We start from the raw sequence: 24,396 nt of genomic DNA, 5'->3' as shown, positions 1-24,396 counted from the left end.
CGGCATGTCGCGAGCCACACCCAGCTATAAGCCCAGCCTGCCGGCCAAGGATGCGCCGGTGGTCGAGGCGATGAGGGAGTTGTCGGCCCAGTACCCCCGCTACGGCTACCGGCGCATCCGCATCTTCCTGCGCCGACGCGGCTTCGAGCTGAGCTGGTCGCGCACGCATCGGTTGTGTCGCCAGGCGGGCCTGCTGGTGCCCAGGAAGCGTTCGCGCAGGCGGATTGCGTCCAAGCGGCCGCGCGTGCACTCGCCCTTCAAGGCCAACATGGTCTGGGCCTATGACTTCGTCTTTGACACGACAGCCACCGGCCAGCAGCTCAAGTGCCTGACCGTCATCGACGAGTACACCCGCGAGTGCCTAGCCATCGACGTGGCCGGCTCCATCCGCTCCAAGCGGGTGATCGAGGTGCTGTCGCGGCTGGTGAGCGTGCACGGTGCTCTGCTGTTCATGCGCTCGGACAACGGGCCGGAGTTCGTCAGCCTGGCGATTCTGGAATGGATCGCCGGCGCAGGCATCGCGACCGTGCTTAACGATCCTGGCAAGCCCTGGCAGAACGGCGCCGACGAGAGCTTCAACGGCAAGTTCCGCGACGAGTGCCTGTCCGTCGAATGGTTCCGCTCGCGCCGCGAGGCCAAGGTCGTCATCGAGTCCTGGCGTCAGCACTACAACGAGGTGAGGCCGCACAGCAGTCTGCAATACTTGACCCCGATGGAGTTCAAGCAGCAACTCCATCAAAACCTGCAACCCGCCGTCTTCTAGGAATTACTGTCTCGGAATTCCCGAGCAGGTCAGCCCGAAGATCTCGTGCGATCGCCTTTAGATCAAGATCATCCAGCTCCGTGTCCAGGAACAAGCGAGAGATGGCCAGTTGTGCAGCTCGGTCTGCCGAGGAATCAGTGTGGTTCATGCGAATTACTCACCCAGCCAGTTGACGACTTCCCGTTGGTCAAGCACCAGGTCAGCCGCAGCACTGGCGGAGATGGCACCGACGATGCCCCCAACGATAAAAAGAGCTGTGACGCAGACCGGAGCCCCTGGTCCGCAAATGAGACCTGCAGACGCCGTTGCGGCCGCGCCGCCCAACGCTCCTCCAAGGAGGGTTGCACCCTCCTTTTGTCCAGTCACTTTCGGGCTGGATCGGCCCGACGCCTCAACGATCTCGACAACACCTGACGCTTCTGGGTCGCAGACAGCTCTGCAAAACTCTTCCCGGGGAAAAGCTTCTTCACCGCTTTATCAAGGGCCATTTCCAACGTCAAGCCCTGGCCCTTCATCGCCTCCGCCCCTGCCTTACCAATCGCGGAAGTGATGGCACGAATTTCCTCCATGATCACATTTCGCGCCTGGACGGCGAAAGCTTCACCTTCCGCTGCGGTCATCTTCCCCGCCAACACGTCAGCGCGAATAATGCGAGCTGTCTCCGCGATGCGCTGCACATATGTGGCACGCGCTTTGGCATCCTTGATCTAGCGGAAGGCGAAGTTTTGTGCCGTCACCTGCAGGGCGTCGAGGGCCTGATCGAGCCCGCGAAGATCTGAGGTATGCCGCCCCATGAATGACGGGGACGGGGATTGCGATAAGCAGTTTGTCCCCCGGTCTATAACCGGAGGATTCCCTCGCGGCGATGGTCCACACATTGCTGAGCGAGTTGATCCCGCGCCGAACCGTGGACTCCTTAACCAGCTTCAGCCGACTGTCGCGCCACCGTGCCAAGTCGTCGGAGGTCACGTCCACGAAGCGCTTAGCCACCAGCTCGGGGTAGTCTCTCTTCAAGGCGTTGAAACGCCGGTGCTCGAAAAGGGCACTGGCCTTTTTTGTAGACACCTCTTTTTCCTAACGCTCTAGGACCTGCGCGAAGCTCTTTTTTGGCCACTGGCCCTGTTTCCCGGCCAAGAGGTCTGCTTCTAGGCCCAGTGACCATGCTGTTGCCTCCGCCTTGGTCTGAAAGCCGCCTTGCGAGATTCGCTGTCCGTTTCGCTCTACCTCAGCGCGCCATCTGCCGCTAGGACGCTTTCTGAAATACGCCATCTGTCACCATTCCATGCCCTGCTTGGCCGCTCCCGAGGATGTGCGGGATCTGTGCGGGATTATGGAAAGGATACAGCAGCCCGAGAGAGGACTCGGGAGGCGTCAGCGAACCGAAAATTGCCCGTTTCTCCTAAGAAAACGGGGTGTGAGCAGGACTCACTGGGAAGCGCCGGAAAACCGCATTGGTACCTGGGACGGGACTCGAACCCGTACGCCTATGACAGCGGCAGATTTTAAGTCTGCTGTGGCTACCGATTTCACCACCCAGGCCTTGAGAGGCTCGCCGCCATTATCCAGCGGCTTGTCCATGCGGAAGACAATGAAAAAAGGGAAGTCGCGATGACTTCCCTTTTTGGAATTTGGAGCGGGAAACGAGGCTCGAACTCGCGACCTCAACCTTGGCAAGGTTGCGCTCTACCAACTGAGCTATTCCCGCATCGCAGGAGGAACCGATCTCGCGCTGGGCGTGAACCCGACGGCTTGACCAAACCCCACCTTCAACACTGAAGTGGAGCGGGAAACGAGGCTCGAACTCGCGACCTCAACCTTGGCAAGGTTGCGCTCTACCAACTGAGCTATTCCCGCAGAATTTTTGGAGGCGCGATCCGGAGTCGAACCGGACTAACCGGATTTGCAATCCGGGGCATAACCGCTTTGCTATCGCGCCCCTGCTCGAAATCGAAGTTTGGTGACCTCGACTCCGATAAAAAATGGAAGCCAAGGCTTCCATCCTTTTCAGAACCTGGAGCGGGAAACGAGGCTCGAACTCGCGACCTCAACCTTGGCAAGGTTGCGCTCTACCAACTGAGCTATTCCCGCATATCAGCTTTCGCTGAATTTCAACGCACTGCCTGTTTGCCATGCTGTCGTTTTACAGACTGCATGAAATCAATCGTTGCCGTTGATTTGTCTGCAACACCGTTTGCGCTGAAGCCGAGAGTATAGACCGTTTTTTTGGGGCTACGCAAGAGTTGGCCGCCGATCTCACACAAACGTTCACTGATCGCCCCGCTCAATGAGACCCCAGCTCCGTAGCCGTCCAGCGCCTGCAGCCGCCGCCGCCCCACGAGCCCCGCACACGAGCCTCGGATCCGCATGAAAAAAGCCCACGACGCGTGAGCATCGTGGGCCTTGGGATCAAGCGCAGCAAGCGGTCAGTGCTTCAGCGAATCCGTGCTCGCATCAGGCTTGGCCTCGGCCACCTTTTCGGCGGGCGGCGGCGCTGCGGCGACCTCCTCCTCAGGCAGCGCCTGCGGATAGGTCTCCAGCGCCACTTCCAGCACCCGGTCGATCCAGCGAACCGGCACGATCTCGAGCTGGTTCTTCACGTTCTCCGGAATGTCCTGCAAATCCTTGACGTTCTCTTCCGGAATCATCACCGTCTTGATGCCACCACGGTGAGCCGCCAGCAGCTTTTCCTTCAGGCCGCCAATGGCCGTCACCTCGCCGCGCAGCGTGATTTCACCGGTCATCGCGACATCAGCACGCACCGGGATACCGGTCAGTGCGGACACGAAGGCGGTGGTCATCGCAATGCCCGCGCTCGGGCCGTCCTTGGGCGTGGCGCCGTCAGGCACGTGGATGTGAACGTCGCGCTTCTCGAAGGCCTCATCCTTGATGCCCAGCCGGCGAGCCCGCGAACGCACCACCGTGCGCGCCGCTTCCACCGATTCCTTCATCACATCGCCCAGCGAGCCGGTGCGAATGATGTTGCCCTTGCCCGGCATGGACGTGGCTTCAATGGTCAGCAGATCGCCGCCCACTTCGGTCCACGCCAGACCGACCACCTGGCCCACCTGGTTCTTCTTCTCGGCACGACCGAAGTCGTACTTGCGCACGCCGAGGAACTCGTTGAGGTTGTCCTCATCGACCACCACGCGTTCCACGTAGGTCTTGAGCTGCAGGCCCTTGACCACCTTGCGGCAGATCTTGGAGATCTCACGCTCGAGCGAACGGACACCCGCCTCACGGGTGTAGTAGCGGATCACGCCGCGGATGGCCGCTTCGGTGACTTCCAGCTCTTCTTCCTTCACGCCGTTGTTGCCACGCTGCTTGGGCAGCAGGTAACGCTGAGCGATGTTGACCTTCTCATCTTCCGTGTAACCGGACAGACGAATCACCTCCATCCGGTCCAGAAGTGCCGGCGGAATGTTCAGCGAGTTGGAGGTCGCCACGAACATCACATCGGACAAGTCGTAATCGACTTCGATGTAATGGTCCGCGAAGGTGTGGTTCTGCTCAGGGTCCAGCACCTCCAGCAGCGCGGAGGATGGGTCGCCCCGGAAGTCCATGCCCAACTTGTCGATCTCGTCCAGCAGGAACAGCGGATTGCGCGTCCCCACCTTCGACAAGCTCTGCAGCACCTTGCCCGGCATCGAGCCAATGTAGGTGCGGCGGTGGCCACGGATCTCGGCCTCGTCACGCACGCCACCCAGGGCCATGCGAACGAACTTGCGGCCAGTGGCACGAGCCACGGACTGCCCCAGCGAGGTCTTGCCGACGCCCGGAGGGCCGACCAGGCACAGGATGGGCGCCTTCACCTTGTCCACACGCTGTTGCACCGCGAGGTACTCGAGAATGCGTTCCTTGACCTTGTCCAGACCGTAGTGGTCCTCGTTGAGCACGGCCTCGGCATTGGCCAGGTCATGCTTGATCTTGGTCTTCTTGGCCCAGGGCAGGTTGACGAGGGTGTCGATGTAGTTGCGCACCACGGTCGCCTCGGCGGACATGGGCGACATCAACTTGAGCTTCTTCAGCTCGGCCTCGGCCTTCTTGCGTGCCTCCTTGGGCATGCGGGCAGCCTGGATCTTCTTCTCCAGCTCTTCCAGGTCGGCACCTTCTTCGCCGTCGCCCAGTTCCTTCTGGATGGCCTTGACCTGCTCGTTCAGGTAGTACTCGCGCTGGCTCTTCTCCATCTGGCGCTTGACGCGGCCACGGATGCGCTTTTCCACCTGCAGGATGTCGACTTCATGCTCAAGCAGGTCCAGCAGCTTTTCCAGCCGCTTGCCCACTTCGGACAGGTCCAGCACCGACTGCTTGGCATCCAGCTTCAGCGGCAGATGCGCCGCGATGGTGTCGGCCAGGCGGCCAGCATCATCAATGCCGGCGATGGACGTCAGGATTTCCGGCGGGATCTTCTTGTTGAGCTTGACGTATTGGTCAAACTGCTGCGTCACGGCGCGGCGCAGGGCTTCCACCTCGGGCTGCTCGTCCGCCTCGGGCGGGATGGGCAGCACATCGGCGGTGAAATGCTCTTCACCGTCGTGGATGGCTTGCGTGGTGGCGCGTTGCAGACCTTCGACCAGCACCTTCACGGTGCCGTCCGGCAGCTTCAGCATCTGAAGGATGCTGGAGACGCAGCCCATGTCGAACATGTCGTCGGGCTTGGGCTCGTCCTTGCCGGCGGCCTTCTGGGCCACCAGCATGATCTGGCGCCCGGCTTCCATGGCGGCCTCGAGGGCCTTAATGGACTTGGGGCGCCCCACAAACAGCGGGATCACCATGTGCGGGAACACCACCACATCCCGCAGCGGCAGCAGCGGGAGGGTGATCGGTTCCGCGGGGAGGATCGGATGACCAGACATGAAAACCTCTCTTTCTCAAGCCCATCTTGGGCCCGAGGGGCCTATTACAAGGTGCACAGCGTGCAGGTCATGCACAAGGTGTCATTGACAGGGGCGGAACCCTACTTCCCTTGTCAGCCACCGGATCAGGCGCTTGCCTTGGCTTCGCGGTAGACCAGCAAGGGTTTGGAGTCTTCGTCGATGTTGTGCTCGTCCAGGACCACCTTCGCGACGCCATCCAGGGACGGCAGCTCGAACATGGTGTCGATCAGGGCGTGCTCGACGATGGAACGCAGGCCACGGGCCCCGGTCTTGCGGGCCAGTGCCTTGCGCGCCACCGCGCTGAGCGCCGACGGACGCACTTCCAGCTCCACACCATCCATCGAGAACAGCTGCTGATACTGCTTGACCAGCGCATTGCGGGGTTCGGTCAGGATCTGGACCAGCGCGTCTTCCGTCAGCTCACCCAAGGTGGCAATCACCGGCAAACGGCCGACCAGCTCCGGAATAAGGCCAAACTTGATCAGGTCACCCGGTTCCACTTCGCGGAACAGTTCACCGACCTTCTTCTCGCTCTTGCTCTTCACCGATGCACCAAAACCGATACCCGACTTCTCGGACCGGTTGGCGATGACCTTTTCCAGGCCGTCAAAGGCGCCACCGCAGATGAACAGGATGTTGGTCGTGTCGATCTGCAGGAAGTCCTGGTTCGGGTGCTTGCGGCCGCCCTGCGGGGGCACCGACGCCATCGTGCCTTCGACCAGCTTCAGCAGCGCCTGCTGCACGCCTTCACCGGACACATCACGGGTGATGGACGGGTTGTCCGCCTTGCGGCTGATCTTGTCGATCTCGTCGATGTAGACGATGCCGCGCTGGGCGCGTTCAACGTCGTAATTGCAGTTCTGCAGCAGCTTCTGGATGATGTTCTCGACGTCCTCGCCGACATAACCCGCTTCCGTGAGCGTGGTGGCATCGGCAATGACAAACGGGACATTCAGCACCCGCGCCAGCGTCTGGGCCAGCAGTGTCTTGCCGGAGCCGGTGGGGCCGATCAGCAAGATGTTGCTCTTGGACAGCTCGACGCCGTCCTTGGTGTCCGCCGCGTGGCGCAACCGCTTGTAGTGGTTGTAGACCGCCACGGACAGCGTACGTTTGGCCACATCCTGGCCAATGACGTATTGGTCCAGGGTAGTCTTGATCTCGATGGGGACCGGCAGGTCCGACTTGCTCGCGCGACCCGGTGCGGCCTCGGCCGGCACTTCATCGCGAATGATGTCGTTGCACAGCTCGATGCACTCATCGCAGATGAACACGGACGGACCCGCGATCAGCTTCTTGACCTCGTGCTGGCTCTTGCCGCAGAAGGAGCAATACAAGACTTTTTCGCTGGAGTTGCCTTTTTTCTCGGCCATGGGAGTGCTGCTAGATACAGGCGTTGTGCCTGCAATGATGATAGTTCAATTGCCAGGGCCGCCCTCGCAGGGATAAAAGCCCCTAAGGTGGCTTAGTTACGGTCCTGGCGGCTGATTGAAACCGACAGGGCCGAAACCGCTGTGAAGTCCTGGACTGCGGGCGCCCGCTGACGCGGACACCCGCGATGAACGTCGTGGAGAACGGCTTCAGGGTCAGTGAACCCGTTCACGATGCGATCAAACTCGCATCTCAGCGAAGGCCATCAACCGCGCTTTTCAATCACCTGGTCCACCAGGCCGTAGGTCTGCGCCTCGGCGGCCGACATGAAGTAGTCGCGTTCGGTGTCCGCCTGAATTTTTTCCAGCGGTTGGCCGGTGCGCTCGGCCAGGATGCGATTGAGCTGCTCGCGGGTCTTGAGGATCTCGCGGGCGTGGATCTCGATGTCCGTGGCCTGACCCTGGGCGCCGCCCAGCGGCTGGTGGATCATGATCTTGGCGTTGGGCAGCGAAAAACGCTTGCCCTTGGCGCCCGCCGACAGCAGGAACGCACCCATGCTGGCTGCCATGCCCATGCACAGCGTGGACACCTGCGGCTTGATGAACTGCATGGTGTCGTAGATGGACATGCCCGCAGACACGCTGCCGCCCGGGGAGTTGATGTAGAGCGAGATCTCCTTGTCCGGATTCTCGCTTTCCAGGAACAGCAGCTGCGCCACCACGAGGTTGGCGACCGCGTCATTGACCGGGCCCACCAGGAACACGATGCGCTCGCGCAGCAGGCGGCTATAGATGTCGTACGCACGCTCACCGCGGCCCGACTGTTCGATGACGATAGGCACCATGCCCAGGTTGCTAGTTTCCAGAGCGCTCATGAATTCCTCTGTTGTGGTTCGCGTCATGGGGTTGACTGCGGTTGATTATGTCCCGCGACGCATGCCCCTGCCGGGCTCAGCCTGGCGACTGCCCCGGACGCAGGCCTCGGATCTCCCCACATGGGGGCGACCCGCCGAAAAACAAAGGCGCCGGCCTCGCGGCGCGGCGCCCTGTGTCGGGACATCGGCGGGACGGTGCGGGACAGCCCCGACCGCGAGAATCAGGCGCCAGCCATCAGCTCATCAAACGGGACTTGCTTGTCTTCCACCTTGGCCTTGGCCAGGATGAAATCGGTCACGTTGTTTTCGATGACGACGGCTTCCACTTCAGCCATGCGCTCGCGGTCCGACAGGTACCAGCGCACCACTTCAGCGGGCTTCTCGTAGCTCTGCGAGATTTCCTCGATGTGGGCCTGCAGTTGCTCGGGCTTGGCTTGCAGGTTGTTCGAACGCACCAGTTCGGCCACGACCAGACCCAGACGCACGCGCTTCTCGGCTTGTTCGTTGAACAGTTCGGCGGGGATCGGGGCCTTGTCGGCGTCCTTCACACCACGCTTCTTCAGGTCTTCGCGGGCATTGCCGACCATGCGCTCGGCTTCGCCTTCGATCAGCGCCTTGGGCACATCCAGCTCAGCCTTGGCCACCAGGGCGTCCATGGCGGCAGCCTTGTTGCGGGCCAGCACGCGGAACTTCACTTCGCGCTCAAGATTCTTCTTGATGTCGGCGCGCAGGGACTCCACGGTGCCTTCCTTGATGCCCAGGGCCTTGGCGAACGCTTCGTTCACTTCCGGCAGGTGCTGGGCTTCGATCTTCTTGACCGTCACCAGGAAGTCGGCTTCCTTGCCGGCCACTTCCTTGCCGTGGTAATCCTCGGGGAAGGCCAGCGGGAAGGTCTTGGATTCGCCCGACTTCATGCCGCGCACGGCCTTTTCGAAGGCTTCGAGCATCTGGCCTTCGCCCAGCAGGAACTGGAAGCCATCGGCCTTGCCGCCGGCGAAGGGTTCGCCGTCGATCTTGCCTTCGAAGTCGATGGTCACGCGGTCGCCGTCGGCGGCCACGTCAGCGGCGCCACGTTGGGCGAAGCTGCGGCGCTGCTTGCGCAGGATCTCGACAGTCTTGTCAATGGCTTCCTCGGTCACTTCGGCAGCGACGCGCTCGACACTGGCTTCGGCCAGGTCGCCCAGCTTCACTTCGGGATAGACCTCGAAGGTGGCGTCGAAGGCCAGGTCGCCTTCGGCGGCGCCGTCCTTCTGCTCGATGCGGGGCATGCCGGCCACGCGCAGCTTGGCCTCATTGGCGGCCTGGCTGAAGGCCTGGCCCAGCTTGTCGTTGACGACTTCGTACTGCACGGACGCGCCGTAGCGCTGGGCCACGAAGGACATCGGCACCTTGCCGGGACGGAAGCCGTCGGCCTTGACGGTGCGGGACAGCTTCTTCAGACGGGCCTCGACCTCGCTGTTGATGTCAGCGGCCGCCAGCGTGAGCGTGATGCGGCGTTCGAGCTTTTCAAGAGTTTCGACGGTGACAGCCATAGTGGACTCGGAAAACAGTTGGAGTGTGGTGCGCGGGGCCGGACTCGAACCGGCACGCCCGTGAAGGCGTCAGGACCTAAACCTGGTGCGTCTACCAATTTCGCCACCCGCGCTGGGTAACAAGGGCAGCACAAGCTCCGCGGCTGCCCTCTTGGTATTTCGAATGTGATTCGGAAAACCGGCGATTGTAGCCGCTAGAAGCGGCATTTCCGCGCCCCCGGGAGCGGGTAAGCCCTTAACAAGGCGCTGAACCCCGCTCTCGTGGTGGGTTATCCCCGCCCGACGGAGGGATCGCGCTCGATCCGGAACCAGGCCGCATACATGGCCGGCAGCGCCAGCAGCGTCAGCACGGTGGCCACGATCAGCCCCCCCATGATGGCGACCGCCATCGGGCCCCAGAACACGCTGCGGGACAACGGCACCATGGCCAGCACCGCCGCGGCCGCCGTCAGTGCGATCGGCCGCAGCCGGCGCACCGCCGATTCCACAATGGCCTGTGCCGGTGGCACGCCTCGTCCGCGGTCCTGCTCGATCTGGTCGATCAGGATCACCGAGTTGCGCTGGATCATGCCCATCAGCGCAATCACCCCCAGCAGGGCCACAAAACCGAACGGCCGGTTCAGCAGCAGCAGTGCTGCGGACACCCCCGCGATGCCCAGGAAACCCGTCAGGAAGGCCAGCATGGCGCGCGAGAAGCTGTGCAGCTGGAGCATCAGCAAGGTGAAGGTGATGAACAGCATGATCGGAACACCGGCCGCAATCGAGCCCGTGCCCTTGCTGCTTTCCTCCACCGCGCCAGCGATGGAGATGCCATAACCCGGCGGCAGTTCCTTCTGGATCTCGTGGATCTTGGGCCAGACCTGATCGGTCACGGTGGCACCCTGCAGGCCCTCCACCACGTCCCCCTGGACGGTGATGGCGTACTGGCGGCCTTCACGGTGCATGACCCCCGGCTCCCAGCTCAGGCGCGGCTTGGCCACCTGCGTCAGCGGCACCGCCCGGCCCGACGCGGTGGTCACGTAGGCATTGGCGAGCTTGCTCAGCGTGTCGCGTTCGGTCACCGGCTGGCGCAGCACGATGTCGATGAGCCGGTCCGCCTCGCGGTACTGGCCCACCGTGTTGCCGGTCAGCAGCAGGCGCACTGCCTGCGAGATGCCCTGGCTGGTCACCCCCAGCGCGCGCGCCTTGTCCTGGTCCACATCCAGGTGGAGCACCTTGATGGCTTCGTTCCAGTCGTCGTTCACGCCCAGCATGTTCGGGTTGGCGCGCATCACTTCCTTGGCACGGTCGGCCGCCTGGCGCAGCAGCGCGGGGTCGTCACCGGCGATGCGGAACTGCACGGGATACGGCACCGGCGGCCCGTTGGGCAGCAGCTTCACACGGCCGCGCACCTCCGAAAACTCCTGGGCGAGCAATTGCGGCAGGCGCTTGCGCAGCACTTCCCGGTCCGCCAGCGATTTCGGCAGGATGATGGCCTGGCTGACATTGGTGTTGGGCAGGATCTGGTCCAGCGGCAGGTAAAAGCGTGGCACGCCCGAGCCCACCCAGGTGGTGATGCTGCCCACCAGCGGGTCCTTGATCATGCGCGCCTCGAAGCGCTTGGCCACTTCGTTGCTCTCCTGGATGGTGGCGCCTTCTGGCAACCACAGGTCCACCAGGATCTCGGGGCGGCTGGAGTCCGGGAAGAACTGCTGCTGCACCTTGCCCATGCCGACCAGGCCCAGCACAAACACCAGCACCGTCAGGCCGATGGTCTTCCAGCGGTGGAACACGCACCAGGCCACCACGCGGCGGAAGCGGGTGTAGAACGGCGTGTCGAACACCTCATGCGCCTCGCCTTCGTGGCCCGCGCGGGTCTTGAGCAACAACGCGCCAAGGTAGGGCACGAAGTACACCGACACCAGCCAGGAGATCACCAGCGCCGCCGCCGTCACCGCAAAGATCGCGAAGGTGTATTCACCGACGGTGGACTTCGCCAGGCCGATGGGCAGGAAACCCACCGCCGTGATCAGCGTGCCGGTCAGCATCGGCATGGCGGTCACGTCGTACGCATACGTGGCCGCATGCATCTTGTCGTAGCCCTCTTCGAGCTTGCGCACCATCATCTCCACCGCAATGATGGCGTCGTCCACCAGCAGGCCCAGCGCGATGATCAGCGAGCCCAGCGAGATCTTGTGCAGCCCCACCCCGGCGTAGAGCATCACCACGAAGGTGATCGCGAGCACCAGCGGAATGGTGATACCCACCACCAGCCCCGGCCACACATCGATGCGCAGCGGCTTGGTGTGCAGGCCCAGGGCGATGAAGCTGACCGCCAGCACCACCACCACGGCCTCGATCAGCACGTGCACGAATTCGCCCACGGAGGTCTTCACCGCCTGCGGCTGGTCCTGCACCTGCGCCAGGGACATGCCGGCGGGCAGGGTCTGCTGGATGCGTTGGGTGGCTGTTTTCAACGCCTTGCCCAGGGCGATGATGTCGCCGCCCTTGCCCATCGAGACCCCCAGCGCCACCACCTGATGACCCTGGTAGCGGACCATGGTGGACGCCGGGTCCACGAAGCCGCGCCGCACGGTGGCGATGTCACCCAGGCGCAGGCTGCTGGCCGCGCCGGTGGTGGTGTTGACGCCGCGGATGGGGAATTCGTTGAGTGCCTGCACGGAATTGAGCTGGCCTTCCACCCGGATCTCAACCTTGCTGGAGCCCGCCTCCATCACGCCGGCGCTTTCCACCGCGTTCTGGGCGTTCAGCTGCGCCACCACCTGGTTGAAGTCCAGGCCCAGTTCCACCAGGCGCTTTTGTGAAATCTCGACAAACAGCTTTTCCGCCTGCACGCCGAACAGGTCCACCTTCGCCACATCGGGCAGGCGCAGCAGTTCAGAGCGCACGGCTTCGGCCTGCTGGCGCAGCTCCTCAACGTTGAAGCCGCCGTCGGAGTTGAGGGCGAAGATGGAGCCGTAGACGTCACCGAACTCATCGTTGAAAAAAGGCCCCAGCACGCCTTGCGGCAGTGTGGCCTTCATGTCGCCGATCTTCTTGCGGACGGTGTACCAGAGGTTGGGCACTTCACCGGGCGAGGTGCTGTCCTTCACCTGGAAGATGGTCAGTGATTCGCCAGGCTTGGTGTAGCTGCGAATCTTGTCCGCATGCGGCACTTCCTGCAGCGTGCGCTCGATCTTGTCGGTCACCTGCTCGGCCATCTGCTGCGGCGTGGCGCCCGGCCAATAGGCCTGCACCACCATGGCGCGGAAGGTGAAGGGCGGATCTTCGTCCTGCCCCAACTGGAAGTAGGCGGCAAAGCCCAGCATCATCAGCACCACCATCAGGTAGCGCGTCAGCGGGGCATGCTCCAGCGCCCAGCGCGAGAGGTTGAATCCGGCGCGGCTCGGGTTGCTCATGGACCGCTCCGCTCAGCGCTGCGCCGAAGCGCCAGGGGCCGACGCCACGGCGGCCGACGAGGTGGCAGGCGAGGTGCCTTCGGCCGGCGGGCCCGGCGGCCGGAACCGCTTGACCTTCTGGCCCGGCGTCAGCACATGCGCCCCGGCCGTCACCACCTCCAGCCCGGGTGTCAGGCCCTGCACGATGAGTTCATTGCCTTCCGCACCCACCACCTGCACGGGGCGGGGCTGCACGGTCATGGTCTTGTCGTCGAGCAGCAGCACCGAGCTGCGGCCCTGGATTTCCGCCACCGCGCTGAGCGGCAGCTTGATAGCCTGGTCGGACTGCGTGCCAGTGAGCACCACGGTAGCGGTCTGGCCCAGCCGCACGTCAGAACCCTTGAGCTCGGCCTTGGCCAGGAAGGTGCGCGTCACCGGATCGGCCGAAGCGGCCAGCTCACGCAGCTCGATGGGCACCGGAGCCGCCTTGGTATCGGTCCACAGGCGCACACTCAGGCCGCCCGGTCGAGCCGCCGCTGCCCGCACCAGGGGCACCTGGTCCTCCGGCACCGAGAACACGATGTCCCGCGGTCCGTCATTGGCCACACGGACGATGGAGGTGCCCGCGGCCACCACCATGCCGGGCTCGGCATCCACACTCGTCACCACGCCTGCGACATCCGCCACGAGGCTGGCGTATTGGGATTGGTTGCGCTGAACGTCGGACTGGGCGCGGGCCTGTTCGTACTGGGCCTGGGCGGCCTTGAACGCGGCATCTCGGCGGTCCAGCTCGGCGGCGCTGATGAAACCCTGCTTGTGCAGATCGATATATCGCTTGTAATCAGCGCCCAGCTGGTCGCGGTTCACGCGGGCCGCCAGCACACCCGCCTTGGAAGCCTCCTGCGCCAGCACCAGATCCTGGCTGTCCAGCCGCGCCAGCACCTGGCCGGGCTTGACCACCGAACCCAGGTCCACACGCCGCTCCAGCAGCTTGCCCGCCACCCGGAAGGACAGTCGGGACTCCACCCGCGCCCGCACCTCGGCCGCGTACTCACGCTGCATGCCGGCGGACTGCGCGCTCAACACCTGCGTACGGACATAACGCTCCGGTTCGGGCGCCTGCTCCTGCTTGCCACACGCCACCAGCGCAATGATCGGCAGACACACCAATACCCGGCTGAGCAGCCGCGATCCCGAAGACACAAGAGACTGATGGGGCATGAAGCACCTCGACGTGAAGGCGAAGGCGGCCCTGTGCGAGCCGCCAAATCCAGTAACTGACTGAGCGGTCAGTAATGTATTCAGAGGGTACCCAAGTGTCAAACGCCACACCGGTGCTGCTGGAGGGGGCCTCTGTATCACCAGAGGTTGCCTGAAGCGAGGGCATCTTCATCGGCAAGCCCTCGCGAAGCGCGGACAATGCCGGCCGTGAGCATAGAGCACTACGAAAACTTTCCGGTGGCCTCCTGGTTGTGCCCGCCCGCGCTGCGGCCGGCCATTACCGCCATCTACCATTTCGCACGGACGGCCGATGACCTGGCTGATGAGGGCGATGTCAGCGCGGCACAGCGGCTGGCGGACCTGGCCGCCTACCGGGACGACCTGCGCGCCGTGGTGGCTGGCGGCTCGCCCTCCCCGCGCTGGGCGCGGCCCGTGTTTGATCCGCTGGCGCGTGTGCTGCGCAGCCACCGCCTGCCCCCGTCATTGCTGGAGGATCTCCTCGACGCCTTCGCCCAGGACGTGGTCCAGCAACGTTATGCCGACCGGCCGGAACTGCTGGACTATTGCCGCCGCTCGGCCAATCCGGTCGGCCGCCTCCTGCTGCATCTCTACCAGGTCGATGACGCGGCGGCCCTGGCTCGGTCGGACGCCATCTGCACCGCCTTGCAGCTCATCAACTTCTGGCAGGACTTCACCATCGATGGCCCTCGAGGCCGCGTGTATGCCCCCGAGACCGACCTGCGGCGTCATGGCCTCCAGGGACAGCAACTGTTGGATCTGCAAGACAGCCCGTCCGCCCGCGCGCTCATCAAGGATCTCTGCGGCTGGGCGCAGGCGCTGATGCTGGAGGGCGCACCGCTGGTGCATCAACTTCCCGGCCGGGCCGGCTGGGAGCTGCGCTTGGTGGTACAAGGCGGCCTGCGAATTCTTCACAAACTTGACGCCATGCACTTCGCTGCCCTCCTGCAACGGCCCCGCCTGCGCGCCACCGACGCGCCCGCGCTGCTGTGGCGCGCCCTGACGATGCGGGCCCGAGCGCCGCGCGCAGGCCAGGGGCAGCCGGAGACGACGCCATGACCGCGCCCACCCTTCCCTCCACACCCGAACAGTACGTGCAGCAGAAGGCTGCCCAGAGTGGCTCCAGCTTCTATTACGCCTTCCTCTTCCTGCCCCCGCCGCGCCGCGCGGCCATCACGGCGTTCTACGCCTTCTGCCGCGAGGTGGACGACGTGGTGGACGAGGTCTCCGACCCTGGCGTGGCCGCCACCAAGTTGGCCTGGTGGCGCAAGGAAGTCATGGGCGCCTTCGCTGGCCAGCCGCAGCATCCGGCCATGAAGGCCCTGATGCCGCATTGCGCCAACTACGACATCCGCGCCGAACACTGCCTGGCCGTCATCGACGGCTGCCAGATGGACCTGGACCAGACCCGCTACCTGGACTTCCCCGGCCTGCAACGTTATTGCCACCTGGTGGCAGGCGTGGTGGGTGAGGTGGCCTCCGGCATCTTTGGCCGGCAGGCGCCCAGCACCATCGGCTATGCCCACAAGCTCGGGCTGGCGATGCAGCTCACCAACATCATCCGTGACGTCGGTGATGACGCCCGGCGGGGCCGCATCTACCTGCCGGTGGCGGAACTGCAGCAGTTCGACGTCAAGGCCCATGAGATCCTCAAGCGCGATGCCCCGTGGGGCTACAGCGAGCGCTTTACCGCCTTGATGAAGTTCCAGGCCGATCGCGCCCATGCGTTGTATGACGAAGCCTTCTCCCTGCTGGCCGAGGAAGACCGCAAGGCCCAGAAGCCGGGCATCATGATGGCCAATATCTACCGCACGCTGCTGCGTGAGATCGAGGCCGAGCAGTTCCAGGTGCTGCACCAGCGCATCTCGCTCACGCCGGTGCGCAAGCTGTGGATCGCGATGCGGACCAACTGGCGCGGTCGATGACCCGCCAGGTGGCCGTCGTCGGTGGCGGCTGGTCCGGACTGGCCGCCGCGCTGGAAGCGGCGGCGCTGGGCGCGCAGGTCACCCTGTTCGACATGGCCCCACGCCTGGGCGGCCGCGCCCGCAGCCTGGGTGACGGGCCCGAGGCGCTGGACAACGGCCAGCACATCCTGATCGGGGCCTACACCAGTTGCCTGGCGCTGATGCGCCGCGTGGGCGTGGACCCTGTGCAGGCCTTGCTGCGCACCCCGCTGCGGCTGCGTTATCCCGACCGGGACACCCTCACCCTGCCCGGTGGCCCGCCGTGGCTCGCCTTCACGCGCGGCGTGCTGGGCTGCAGCGCCTGGTCCTGGCCGGACCGGTTACGCTTCCTGATGGTCAGCAGCCGCTGGATGGCGACAGGTTTTCGCTGCCGACCCTCGCTCAGTGTGGCCGCGTTGTGCGGTGACCTGCCGGACGCCATCCGGCGCGACCTGATCGAGCCACTGTGCGTGGCGGCCCTCAACACCCCGGCTCCGCAGGCCAGTGCGCAGGTCTTCCTGCGTGTACTCAAGGACGCCCTGTTCAGTGGCCCGGGCAGCGCCGATCTGCTGCTGCCCCGGGCCGGCCTGAGCGCCCTGCTGCCCGAACCCGCACGTGCGGCCCTGCTGCGGCACGGCGCGCAGATCCGCACGGCGCGGGTCCAGGCGCTGCGTCAGGCCGGTGACCGCTGGCAGATCGAAGCCGGCGACGACGCCTGGACAGGCGACGCCGTGGTGCTGGCCACCACGTCCGTAGAAGCCGCCCGGTTGACGCGAGACCTGGCGCCCGCCTGGAGCACCCAGACCGCCGCCTTCGAGTTCCAGCCCATCATCACCGTCTATCTGGAAAGCGAGGGCTCCGCCCTGCCCGCCCCCATGGTGGCGCTGCGCGAGACGGCAGAGGCCCCCGCCCAATTCGCGTTCGACCTGGGGCAATTGGCCCAGCGGCCGGGCTTGTTCAGCTTCGTGATCAGTGGCGCAGCCCCGTGGGTAGAACGAGGGCTGGACGCCACCGCCGAAGCGACATTGGCCCAGGCCATCCAGACGCTGCCCTGGCGCACACCCCCACGCATCCACCGTGTGCTGAGCGAGAAGCGCGCCACCTTCGCCTGCACACCCGGCCTGTTGCGTCCATCAGCCGCCCTGCTTCCCGGCCTGGTGGCGGCGGGGGATTACCTGGCGGGCCCCTATCCCGCCACCCTGGAAGGTGCGGTGCGCAGCGGTCTGGCAGCGGCCCATTCCGTCATGCGGCACAACAGCCCCGCCACCGGGCACTGATGGGTGGATGCGACGCTGGAGAGACTCGACTAGGTTTCGCCATGCGCAACCAGAGGGAAATCCTTCACAATGGCCCTCATGAAATCCAAGGAGCTGCAGACCCCCGCCATCCAGGTGCTGGAGCGGATGTTCTCCCTGCTGGACGTGCTTGCACAGCATCAGGATCCCGTATCGCTGAAGATCATCAGTGAGACCACCGGCCTGCACCCTTCCACGGCGCACCGCATCCTGAACGACCTGACCCTGGGGCGTTTCGTGGACCGGCCTGAAGCGGGCAGCTACCGGCTGGGCATGCGTCTGCTGGAATTGGGCAACCTGGTGAAGGCGCGGCTGGACGTGCGCGAGGCCGCCATCGGCCCCATGCGGGAGCTGCACAAGCTCACGCACCAGCCGGTCAACCTCTCGGTACGCCAGGGCGACGAGATCGTCTACATCGAGCGCACCTACAGCGAGCGCTCCGGCATGCAGGTGGTCCGTGCCGTGGGCGGCCGGGCCCCGCTGCACCTCACCTCCGTCGGCAAGCTCTTCCTGGCCAGTGACGACCCGCAGCGGGTTCGCGCCTACGCCACCCGCACCGGCCTCTCGGGCCACACCCGCAACAGCCTGACTGACGTGGCGCTGCTGGAACGCGAGATGGCGCTGGTTCGCCAGCGCGGCGTGGCGCGGGACGATGAAGAGCTGGAGCTGGGTGTGCGCTGCATGGCCGCAGGCATCTATGACGACCAGGGCAAGCTGGTCGCCGGCCTGTCGATCTCCGCGCCGGCCGACCGGCTGGAAGAAAGCTGGATGCCCCGGCTGAAGGAAACCGCGACGCGGATTTCCGCCGCGCTGGGTTATCGCGGCTGATCGCTCAGTCGGCAGCCACCACCACGCCACCCGCGTCCAGCGACGGCGGCCGCGTCAGGTCCGCATCCACACCCATGATCTCGCTAGCACGCTCCACCGCCTGCCACAGCTCGGTCGGCATCTGCAGGATGGCCTCCGGCGAGTCCGCCTCGGCAATCCAGCTCCCGATCTGTTGATGCTGCTCCGGGGTCAGCAGGTCCAGGCTCAGCATTTCGTCGATGGTTTTCACAGTGGCTCCTGTTGAATCCGATTGAATCCGGTTGAATGGGCAGCGGGCCTGGCGGATCTGCAGCGGCACCAACGAAAAAGCGGGCCGCAGCCCGCTTTGCTGGAAACCGGGCAGTCCCGGTGGCCTGGCATTACTTGACGGTGGGCGTGATGGCCACGGTCGTTGCCGTGGCGGCAGTCGCAGCGGTGGCGGTCACCGCGGCGGCCGGGCCGCCGATCGGGGAGCTCGCGCCCATCAGCCACTTGCGCACCCGCTCAGCATCGCCAATACGCGAATACTTGCCTGCCGAATCCAGGAACACCATGATCAGCTTGCGGCCGGCCATCTGCGCCTGCATGACCAGGCACTGGCCGGCTTCGTTGATGAAACCCGTCTTTTGCAGGCCGATGTCCCAGTCTGCCTTGCGCACCAGGCCATTGGTCGTGCCGAAGCGCACCTGCCGGCGGCCCAGGGCTACGGTGTATTCCGGCGAGGTGGACAGCTCGCGGATCAGCTCGAACTGATGTGCCGTCTTCACCAGCACCGCCAGGTCGCGGGCGCTGGACTGGTTGCGGCTGGAAAGCCCGGTGGGCTCCACATAGTGGGTGTCCGCCATGCCCAGCAGTTGAGCCTTGGTGTTCATGGCCGCGACGAAGGTTTCCAGGCCACCCGGATAGTTGCGCCCGAGTGCGTGCGCAGCACGGTTTTCGGAGGACATCAACGCCAGGTGCAGCAATTCACCGCGCGTGAGCGTGGTGCCGACGGTGAGGCGGGAACCGGTGAACTTCTCGGTGTCCTTGTCCTCATCCGTGATGGTGATTTTCTCGTCCAGGGACTGCTTGGCCTCCACGACCAGCAGTGCCGTCATCAGCTTGGTGATGGAGGCAATGGGCAGCACGGCTTGCGGGTTTTTGGAGAACAGGACCTCGTTGGTGTCCTGGTCCAGCACCAGCGCCACACTGGACTTCAGGTCCAGCGGATCTTCCGTGTCGTGCAGGCCATACATCTGGCCGAAGGAGGCTTTGGCGGGCACCACAGCCACCTCACGCGCAGCGGCACGTGCGGCCACCTTGCGCGGCGAACGCGGCGCAGGCTTGGCCTTGCGCACGGCAGTGGCCTTGGTGTTGGTCTTGGCTTTGTTGGCGGCAGGCGTGGCCGCCTGCGCCGACTGGACCGGCAGCAGGCTGACGCAGGCGCCCGCCAGCAGTAACGCCCCGCTCAGCGCGGCACCAGACAGCAATGTCGCAATGGTCTTCAATCCGGTCCCCAGATCAGTCGGGCCTGAGTTTAGAGGATCGCAGAAAAACCGGCAAGATCAAGGACTTACTTCACGCTTTTAAAGTGAAGATTGTTTGCTCGTTCAGCCTTGGGCCGCGACCCGTTCCGTCCTGCTTTGCAGCTTGTTCAACGCGCTCAAATATGCTTTGGCGGAGGCGACGACGATATCGGGGTCTGCCCCGACCCCGTTCACCACTCGCCCAGCGTGCTGCAACCGCACCGTGACTTCACCCTGGGATTCTGTACTGCCGCTGGTGATGGCGTTCACCGAATACAGCAGTAATTCGGCACCACTTTGCACTTTGCTCTCGATCGCCTTGAGAACAGCGTCCACCGGACCGTTGCCCTCGCCTTCGGTGCGCACTTCGGCCTCGCCAGCGGCAAACACCACCTGCGCCCGGGGCCGTTCACCGGTCTCGGAGCGCTGCGCCAGGGCGACCAGGCGGTAATGCTCCTGCACGTGGGCGGCTGATTCGTCCATGACCAGGGCAATGATGTCCTCGTCAAAGATCTCGGCCTTGCGGTCGGCCAGGTCCTTGAAGCGCTGGAAGGCGGTGTTGACCTCGGCCTCCGAGCCCAGCTGGACGCCCAACTCCTGCAGCCGCTGCTTGAAGGCGTTGCGGCCGGAGAGCTTGCCCAGCACGATCTTGTTGGCCGCCCAGCCCACGTCCTCGGCCCGCATGATTTCGTAGGTGTCGCGCGCCTTGAGCACGCCGTCCTGGTGGATGCCGGAGGCGTGGGCAAAGGCATTGGCTCCCACCACCGCCTTGTTGGGCTGCACCACGAAACCGGTGGTCTGGGACACCATCCGGGAAGCCGGCACGATCTGGGAGGGGTCCACCCGCACCTCCAGGCCGAAGTAATCGCGGCGGGTCTTCACCGCCATCACCACCTCTTCCAGGGAGCAGTTGCCGGCCCGTTCACCCAGGCCATTGATGGTGCACTCCACCTGGCGGGCACCACCGATCTTCACGCCGGCCAGGGAGTTGGCCACCGCCATGCCCAGGTCGTTGTGGCAGTGCACGCTCCAGATCGCCTGGTCCGAATTGGGCACGCGCTCGCGCAGGGTCTTGATGAAGGTGCCGTAGAGCTCCGGAATGGCGTAGCCCACGGTATCCGGGATGTTGATGGTGCGGGCACCCTCGCGGATGACCGCCTCCACCACGCGGGCGAGGAACTCGGGGTCGGAGCGGTAGCCGTCCTCCGGGGAGAACTCGATGTCGTCGGTGAGATTGCGGGCGAAGCGCACCGACTGGATGGCCTGTTCCAGCACCTGCTCTCGCGTCATGCGCAGCTTCTTCTCCATATGGAGTTCGCTGGTGGCAATGAAGGTGTGGATACGGGAACGGGCCGCCCCTTTGAGCGCCTCGGCCGCGCGGGCGATGTCGCGGTCGTTGGCACGGGCCAGGGAGCAGACGGTGCTGTCCCGGATGGTCTCGGCAATCGCCTTGACCGCCTCGAAGTCCCCCTGGCTGGAGGCCGCGAAGCCTGCCTCGATCACATCCACCTTCAATCGCTCGAGTTGCCGCGCGATACGCAGCTTTTCGTCCTTGGTCATGGACGCTCCAGGCGATTGTTCACCGTCGCGCAGGGTCGTGTCGAAGATGATCAATTGCGGTTGGGACATGGTCGGGCTTCCTTCAATGGGTGGCGGGCGTCTCGGGGGCGGCGACTCAGGCGGCCTGCAGGCACACCAGCTTCAGCACGCCCCGCTGCGCCGCCCGGCGCAGGCCAGAGACGATGGCCTTGAGCGAGGCCGAGGCAATGTTGCTGTCCATGCCCACGCCGAACAGGGTGGCTTCACCCACGCGCAGCTCCAGATAGGCGACGGCCTGTGCATCGGCGCCACTGCCCAAGGCATGCTCATGGTAGTCCAGCACCCGCACCTGGGTCTGCAGCACCTTGTTCAGGCCTTCGACAAAGGCGTCGATCGGGCCCTTGCCCTGGCCATCCACCTTGACCATGCGCACGCACAGGTCGGCTTGCGCGGTCACGGTGGTCTGGCCGTCTTCGGTGGTGCCGATCTGCGGATGCAGCGCGGGGGCCTGCTTGACACCATATTCACGGTCGAAGATCTGCCAGAGATCGGCGGCGCCAAGTTCCTTGCCATTGGTGTCCATCACCTGCTGCACGGTCTGGCTGAACTCGATCTGCAGCCGGCGCGGCAACTCGATGCCGTACTCCGTCTCCAACAGGTAGGAGATGCCGCCCTTGCCGGACTGGCTGTTGACGCGGATCACGGCCTCGTAGCTGCGACCCAGGTCCTTGGGGTCCACCGGCAGGTAGGGAATTTCCCAGATGTCGCCATCCTTGCGCGCCGAGAAGGCCTTCTTGATGGCGTCCTGGTGCGAACCGGAGAACGAGGTGTAGACCAGCTCGCCCACATACGGATGGCGGGGATGCACCGGCAACTGATTGCAGTGCTCGACGCAGCGGCGGATCTCGTCGATGTCCGAGAAGTCCAGGTTGGGGTGCACGCCCTGCGTGTACAGATTGAGCGCCACATTGACCAGGTCCAGATTGCCGGTGCGCTCGCCGTTGCCGAACAGGCAGCCTTCCACCCGGTCCGCCCCCGCCATCAGCGCCAGTTCGGCAGCGGCGGTGCCGGTGCCGCGGTCGTTGTGGGGGTGGACCGACAGAATGACGCTGTCGCGACGCTCGATGTTGCGGACCATCCACTCGATCATGTCGGCGAAGCAGTTGGGCGTGGCGTTCTCGACGGTGGTCGGCAGGTTGATGATGACCTTGCGCTCGGGTGTGGCGCCCCAGGCCTCGGTCACCGCGTCCACCACCCGCTTGGAGAAGGCCAGCTCAGTGTTGGAGAACATCTCCGGCGAGTATTCATAACCGAACTCGGTCTCGGGCTGCGCCGCCACCAGCTCGCGGATCATGCGGGTATGGGTGACGGCCAGATCCACGATCTGGTCTTCGTCCATGCCCAGCACCACGCGGCGCATGACCGGGGCCACCGCGTTGTAGAGGTGGACCACGGCGCGCTTGGCACCCTTGAGCGATTCGAAGGTGCGCTCGATCAACGGTTGGCGCGCCTGCGTGAGCACCTGGATGGTGACGTCGTCGGGGATGTGCCCTTGCTCGATCAGCAGGCGGACGAAATCGAAATCGGTCTGCGAGGCGGACGGGAAGCCGACCTCGATCTCCTTGAAACCGATGCGGACCAGCATCTGGAACATCCGCAGCTTGCGCTCCGGGTCCATGGGCTCGATGAGTGCCTGGTTGCCGTCCCGCAGATCGGTACTGAGCCATAGCGGCGCCCGCGTGATCTGCACGCTGGGCCAGCGACGGTCCGGCAGGGCGATGGGGGCAAAGGCTCGGTACTTGAGGTGCGGTTGCTTCAACATGGGCGTTCCTGGTGGTTCAGGTTCGCAACTCGCAGCCTTGGAAATGAAAACGGCCCGCTGCGAGTTGCATTCGGGCCGTTGGATCTGGAGAGACGTCTGGTGGAGGGACGTGCGCGATCTAGCGAACCCGGAGGTCGCTTAGTAGTAGCAGCGCAATGTTTGCACGGAACGTCATAGAGATTGAATGTAGAGGGGCCGGGGGCGCGCCGTCAACAGGCCTTGAGCGGGATTGGGCGGCATTTGGGTGCATATGGGCGCTGACAGGCCCCCTCAGCCTTCGTCAGCGATGAAGCCCGGCTTCATCCGGCTCATCGGTGGACGTGGCGATCACGCTCACCGGCTTGCCTTTGGCGCGCTTGACGGCGTAGACCACGTAGCCCGAGACGCCGTACAGGCAGAACACGGCGAACAGCACCGACGGCGGATGGATGTTGATCACCGCGATGGCCAGCGCAATCGCAACGATGACGATGAAGGGCACCGAGCGCTTGAAGCTGATGTCCTTGAAGCTGTAGAAGGGTGCGTTGGTCACCATGGTGAGGCCGGCGTAGACGGTGAAGCCAAAGGCGACCCAGGCCAGCACCGGATCCTGGTAGACCTGCTTGTAGCCGGCATCGTCCATCACCCAGATGAGGCCCACCACCAGGGCGGCGGCGGCGGGGCTGGGCACGCCCTGGAAGAAGCGCCGGTCGACCACGCCCAGGTTGGTGTTGAAGCGTGCCAGGCGCAGCGCCGCACCGGCGATATAGACGAACGAGGCGAACCAGCCCCACTTGCCCAGGCCTTGGAGGGCCCAGGAATACATGATCAGCGCGGGCGCGGCGCCGAAGGAGACCATATCGGAGAGGCTGTCCATCTGCTCGCCGAAGGTGCTCTGGGTGTTGGTCATGCGGGCGACGCGTCCGTCCAGGCTGTCCAGGACCATGGCGGCGAAGATGCCGTAGGCCGACTGCTCGAAGCGGCCGCTGATCGCCATCACGATGGCATAGAACCCGCTGAACAGGGCGGCCAGCGTGAAGAGATTGGGCAGGATGTAGATGCCCTTGCGGCGGGGACGTGGCAGTTCGAGGATGTCGGCATCGACCTCATCCTCGTCCAACAGATCCACGCGCTTGTTCTGCGATGCATTCATGGGCCGGAAGAATAGCAGGCGCGCCACTTGCCTTCGTCGGCGCCCCGCTCTAACGGTGTGGCCGAACGGCAGGTAATTGCAGGTTCCGCGCGTTCTGTGCAAGGCGGTGGCACGCACTCGCCGGGCCCCTGGCGGGCGGCGGCATGCCCGAGCGATACCGGGCGTTACGAAGCCAGTAGCCTCAAAACGACAAAGGGCCCCCACGCAGGAGGCCCTTCGCAACGACACGCTCACCCCGAACGCTCGCCCAACGCCCCACCGAGCGGAACCCGTGGATCTGGCTCTGCCAGTCCACTGGGCTCGCCCCCTTGAGGGGGCCGGCGTCA

At 64.6% G+C, this 24,396-nt stretch carries 17 protein-coding genes and 6 tRNA genes; 5 read left to right on the top strand and 18 right to left on the bottom strand.

Annotated elements, in window-relative coordinates; translation table 11 throughout:
* On the top strand, window positions 1–763 hold a 763-nt coding region (locus tag BMY53_RS11320; protein ID WP_143074030.1), incomplete at its 5' end, for an IS3 family transposase.
* A 362-nt stretch (window positions 764–1,125) separates the two neighbouring features.
* Here the strand turns inward: BMY53_RS11320 and BMY53_RS11315 are convergent.
* The 13 genes from BMY53_RS11315 to BMY53_RS11255 form a co-directional block, all read right to left on the bottom strand.
* Entirely contained in the window at window positions 1,126–1,383 is a 258-nt protein-coding gene (locus BMY53_RS11315) for a hypothetical protein (protein WP_143074029.1), read from the bottom strand.
* An 832-nt stretch (window positions 1,384–2,215) separates the two neighbouring features.
* Window positions 2,216–2,302: transfer RNA gene (locus tag BMY53_RS11310), tRNA-Leu, on the bottom strand.
* A gap of 90 nt (window positions 2,303–2,392) precedes the next feature.
* Window positions 2,393–2,468 (bottom strand) — tRNA-Gly (locus BMY53_RS11305).
* A gap of 73 nt (window positions 2,469–2,541) precedes the next feature.
* Window positions 2,542–2,617: transfer RNA gene (locus BMY53_RS11300), tRNA-Gly, on the bottom strand.
* 8 nt (window positions 2,618–2,625) lie between these two features.
* Window positions 2,626–2,699, bottom strand: a tRNA-Cys gene (locus BMY53_RS11295).
* A 76-nt stretch (window positions 2,700–2,775) separates the two neighbouring features.
* Window positions 2,776–2,851: transfer RNA gene (locus BMY53_RS11290), tRNA-Gly, on the bottom strand.
* A 335-nt stretch (window positions 2,852–3,186) separates the two neighbouring features.
* On the bottom strand, window positions 3,187–5,616 hold the full coding sequence (gene lon, locus BMY53_RS11285) for an endopeptidase La (RefSeq protein ID WP_092946535.1): 2,430 nt from the start codon (window positions 5,614–5,616) through the stop codon (window positions 3,187–3,189).
* A 125-nt stretch (window positions 5,617–5,741) separates the two neighbouring features.
* Entirely contained in the window at window positions 5,742–7,007 is a 1,266-nt protein-coding gene (gene clpX, locus BMY53_RS11280; RefSeq protein ID WP_092946533.1) for an ATP-dependent Clp protease ATP-binding subunit ClpX, read from the bottom strand.
* 263 nt (window positions 7,008–7,270) lie between these two features.
* Window positions 7,271–7,879, bottom strand: coding sequence for an ATP-dependent Clp endopeptidase proteolytic subunit ClpP (clpP, locus tag BMY53_RS11275; RefSeq protein WP_092946531.1), 609 nt, complete (start codon window positions 7,877–7,879; stop codon window positions 7,271–7,273).
* A gap of 221 nt (window positions 7,880–8,100) precedes the next feature.
* Window positions 8,101–9,411, bottom strand: coding sequence for a trigger factor (tig, locus tag BMY53_RS11270; protein ID WP_092946529.1), 1,311 nt, complete (start codon window positions 9,409–9,411; stop codon window positions 8,101–8,103).
* Window positions 9,412–9,437: 26 nt separating this feature from the next.
* Window positions 9,438–9,524, bottom strand: a tRNA-Leu gene (locus BMY53_RS11265).
* A gap of 156 nt (window positions 9,525–9,680) precedes the next feature.
* Entirely contained in the window at window positions 9,681–12,809 is a 3,129-nt protein-coding gene (locus tag BMY53_RS11260; RefSeq protein ID WP_092946527.1) for an efflux RND transporter permease subunit, read from the bottom strand.
* Window positions 12,810–12,821: 12 nt separating this feature from the next.
* Window positions 12,822–14,009, bottom strand: a complete 1,188-nt coding sequence (locus BMY53_RS11255) for an efflux RND transporter periplasmic adaptor subunit (protein WP_092946525.1) — start codon at window positions 14,007–14,009, stop codon at window positions 12,822–12,824.
* 198 nt (window positions 14,010–14,207) lie between these two features.
* Between BMY53_RS11255 and hpnC the strand changes: the two genes are divergently transcribed.
* The 4 genes from hpnC (at window position 14,208) to BMY53_RS11235 (ending at window position 18,093) form a co-directional block, all read left to right on the top strand.
* The gene (gene hpnC / locus BMY53_RS11250) at window positions 14,208–15,086 is read left to right on the top strand and encodes a squalene synthase HpnC (protein WP_092946523.1); all 879 of its coding nucleotides are present in this window, start codon (window positions 14,208–14,210) and stop codon (window positions 15,084–15,086) included.
* The gene (hpnD, locus tag BMY53_RS11245; RefSeq protein ID WP_092946521.1) at window positions 15,083–15,952 is read left to right on the top strand and encodes a presqualene diphosphate synthase HpnD; all 870 of its coding nucleotides are present in this window, start codon (window positions 15,083–15,085) and stop codon (window positions 15,950–15,952) included. The genes hpnC and hpnD overlap by 4 nt, the downstream gene beginning before the upstream one ends.
* Window positions 15,949–17,247, top strand: a complete 1,299-nt coding sequence (gene hpnE / locus BMY53_RS11240; protein WP_092946519.1) for a hydroxysqualene dehydroxylase HpnE — start codon at window positions 15,949–15,951, stop codon at window positions 17,245–17,247. Before hpnD ends, hpnE begins: the two co-directional genes overlap by 4 nt.
* A 78-nt stretch (window positions 17,248–17,325) precedes the next feature.
* A complete protein-coding gene (locus tag BMY53_RS11235; RefSeq protein WP_092946599.1) occupies window positions 17,326–18,093 on the top strand; it encodes an IclR family transcriptional regulator in 768 nt (255 codons plus the stop codon).
* 4 nt (window positions 18,094–18,097) lie between these two features.
* Here the strand turns inward: BMY53_RS11235 and BMY53_RS11230 are convergent, their stop codons facing one another.
* The 5 genes from BMY53_RS11230 to pssA form a co-directional block, all read right to left on the bottom strand.
* A complete protein-coding gene (locus BMY53_RS11230) occupies window positions 18,098–18,322 on the bottom strand; it encodes a hypothetical protein (RefSeq protein WP_092946598.1) in 225 nt (74 codons plus the stop codon).
* A gap of 130 nt (window positions 18,323–18,452) precedes the next feature.
* Complete coding sequence (pbpG, locus tag BMY53_RS11225; protein WP_404947868.1) at window positions 18,453–19,559, bottom strand: D-alanyl-D-alanine endopeptidase; 1,107 nt, start codon at window positions 19,557–19,559, stop codon at window positions 18,453–18,455.
* A gap of 102 nt (window positions 19,560–19,661) precedes the next feature.
* Window positions 19,662–21,206, bottom strand: a complete 1,545-nt coding sequence (locus BMY53_RS11220; protein ID WP_092946517.1) for a 2-isopropylmalate synthase — start codon at window positions 21,204–21,206, stop codon at window positions 19,662–19,664.
* A gap of 46 nt (window positions 21,207–21,252) precedes the next feature.
* A complete protein-coding gene (gene leuA, locus BMY53_RS11215) occupies window positions 21,253–22,938 on the bottom strand; it encodes a 2-isopropylmalate synthase (protein WP_092946515.1) in 1,686 nt (561 codons plus the stop codon).
* Window positions 22,939–23,218: 280 nt separating this feature from the next.
* Window positions 23,219–24,070 carry a CDP-diacylglycerol--serine O-phosphatidyltransferase gene (gene pssA, locus BMY53_RS11210; protein WP_092946513.1) on the bottom strand — a complete coding sequence of 284 codons (852 nt, stop codon included), beginning with the start codon at window positions 24,068–24,070 and terminating at the stop codon, window positions 23,219–23,221.
* Window positions 24,071–24,396: the final 326 nt, after the last annotated feature.

Origin of the sequence: Roseateles sp. YR242 (genome assembly GCF_900109745.1) — a bacterium.
Lineage (GTDB): Bacteria > Pseudomonadota > Gammaproteobacteria > Burkholderiales > Burkholderiaceae_C > Roseateles.
Note: the sequence above shows the minus strand (reverse complement) of the source record. Positions and strands in the feature narration are given on the sequence as shown.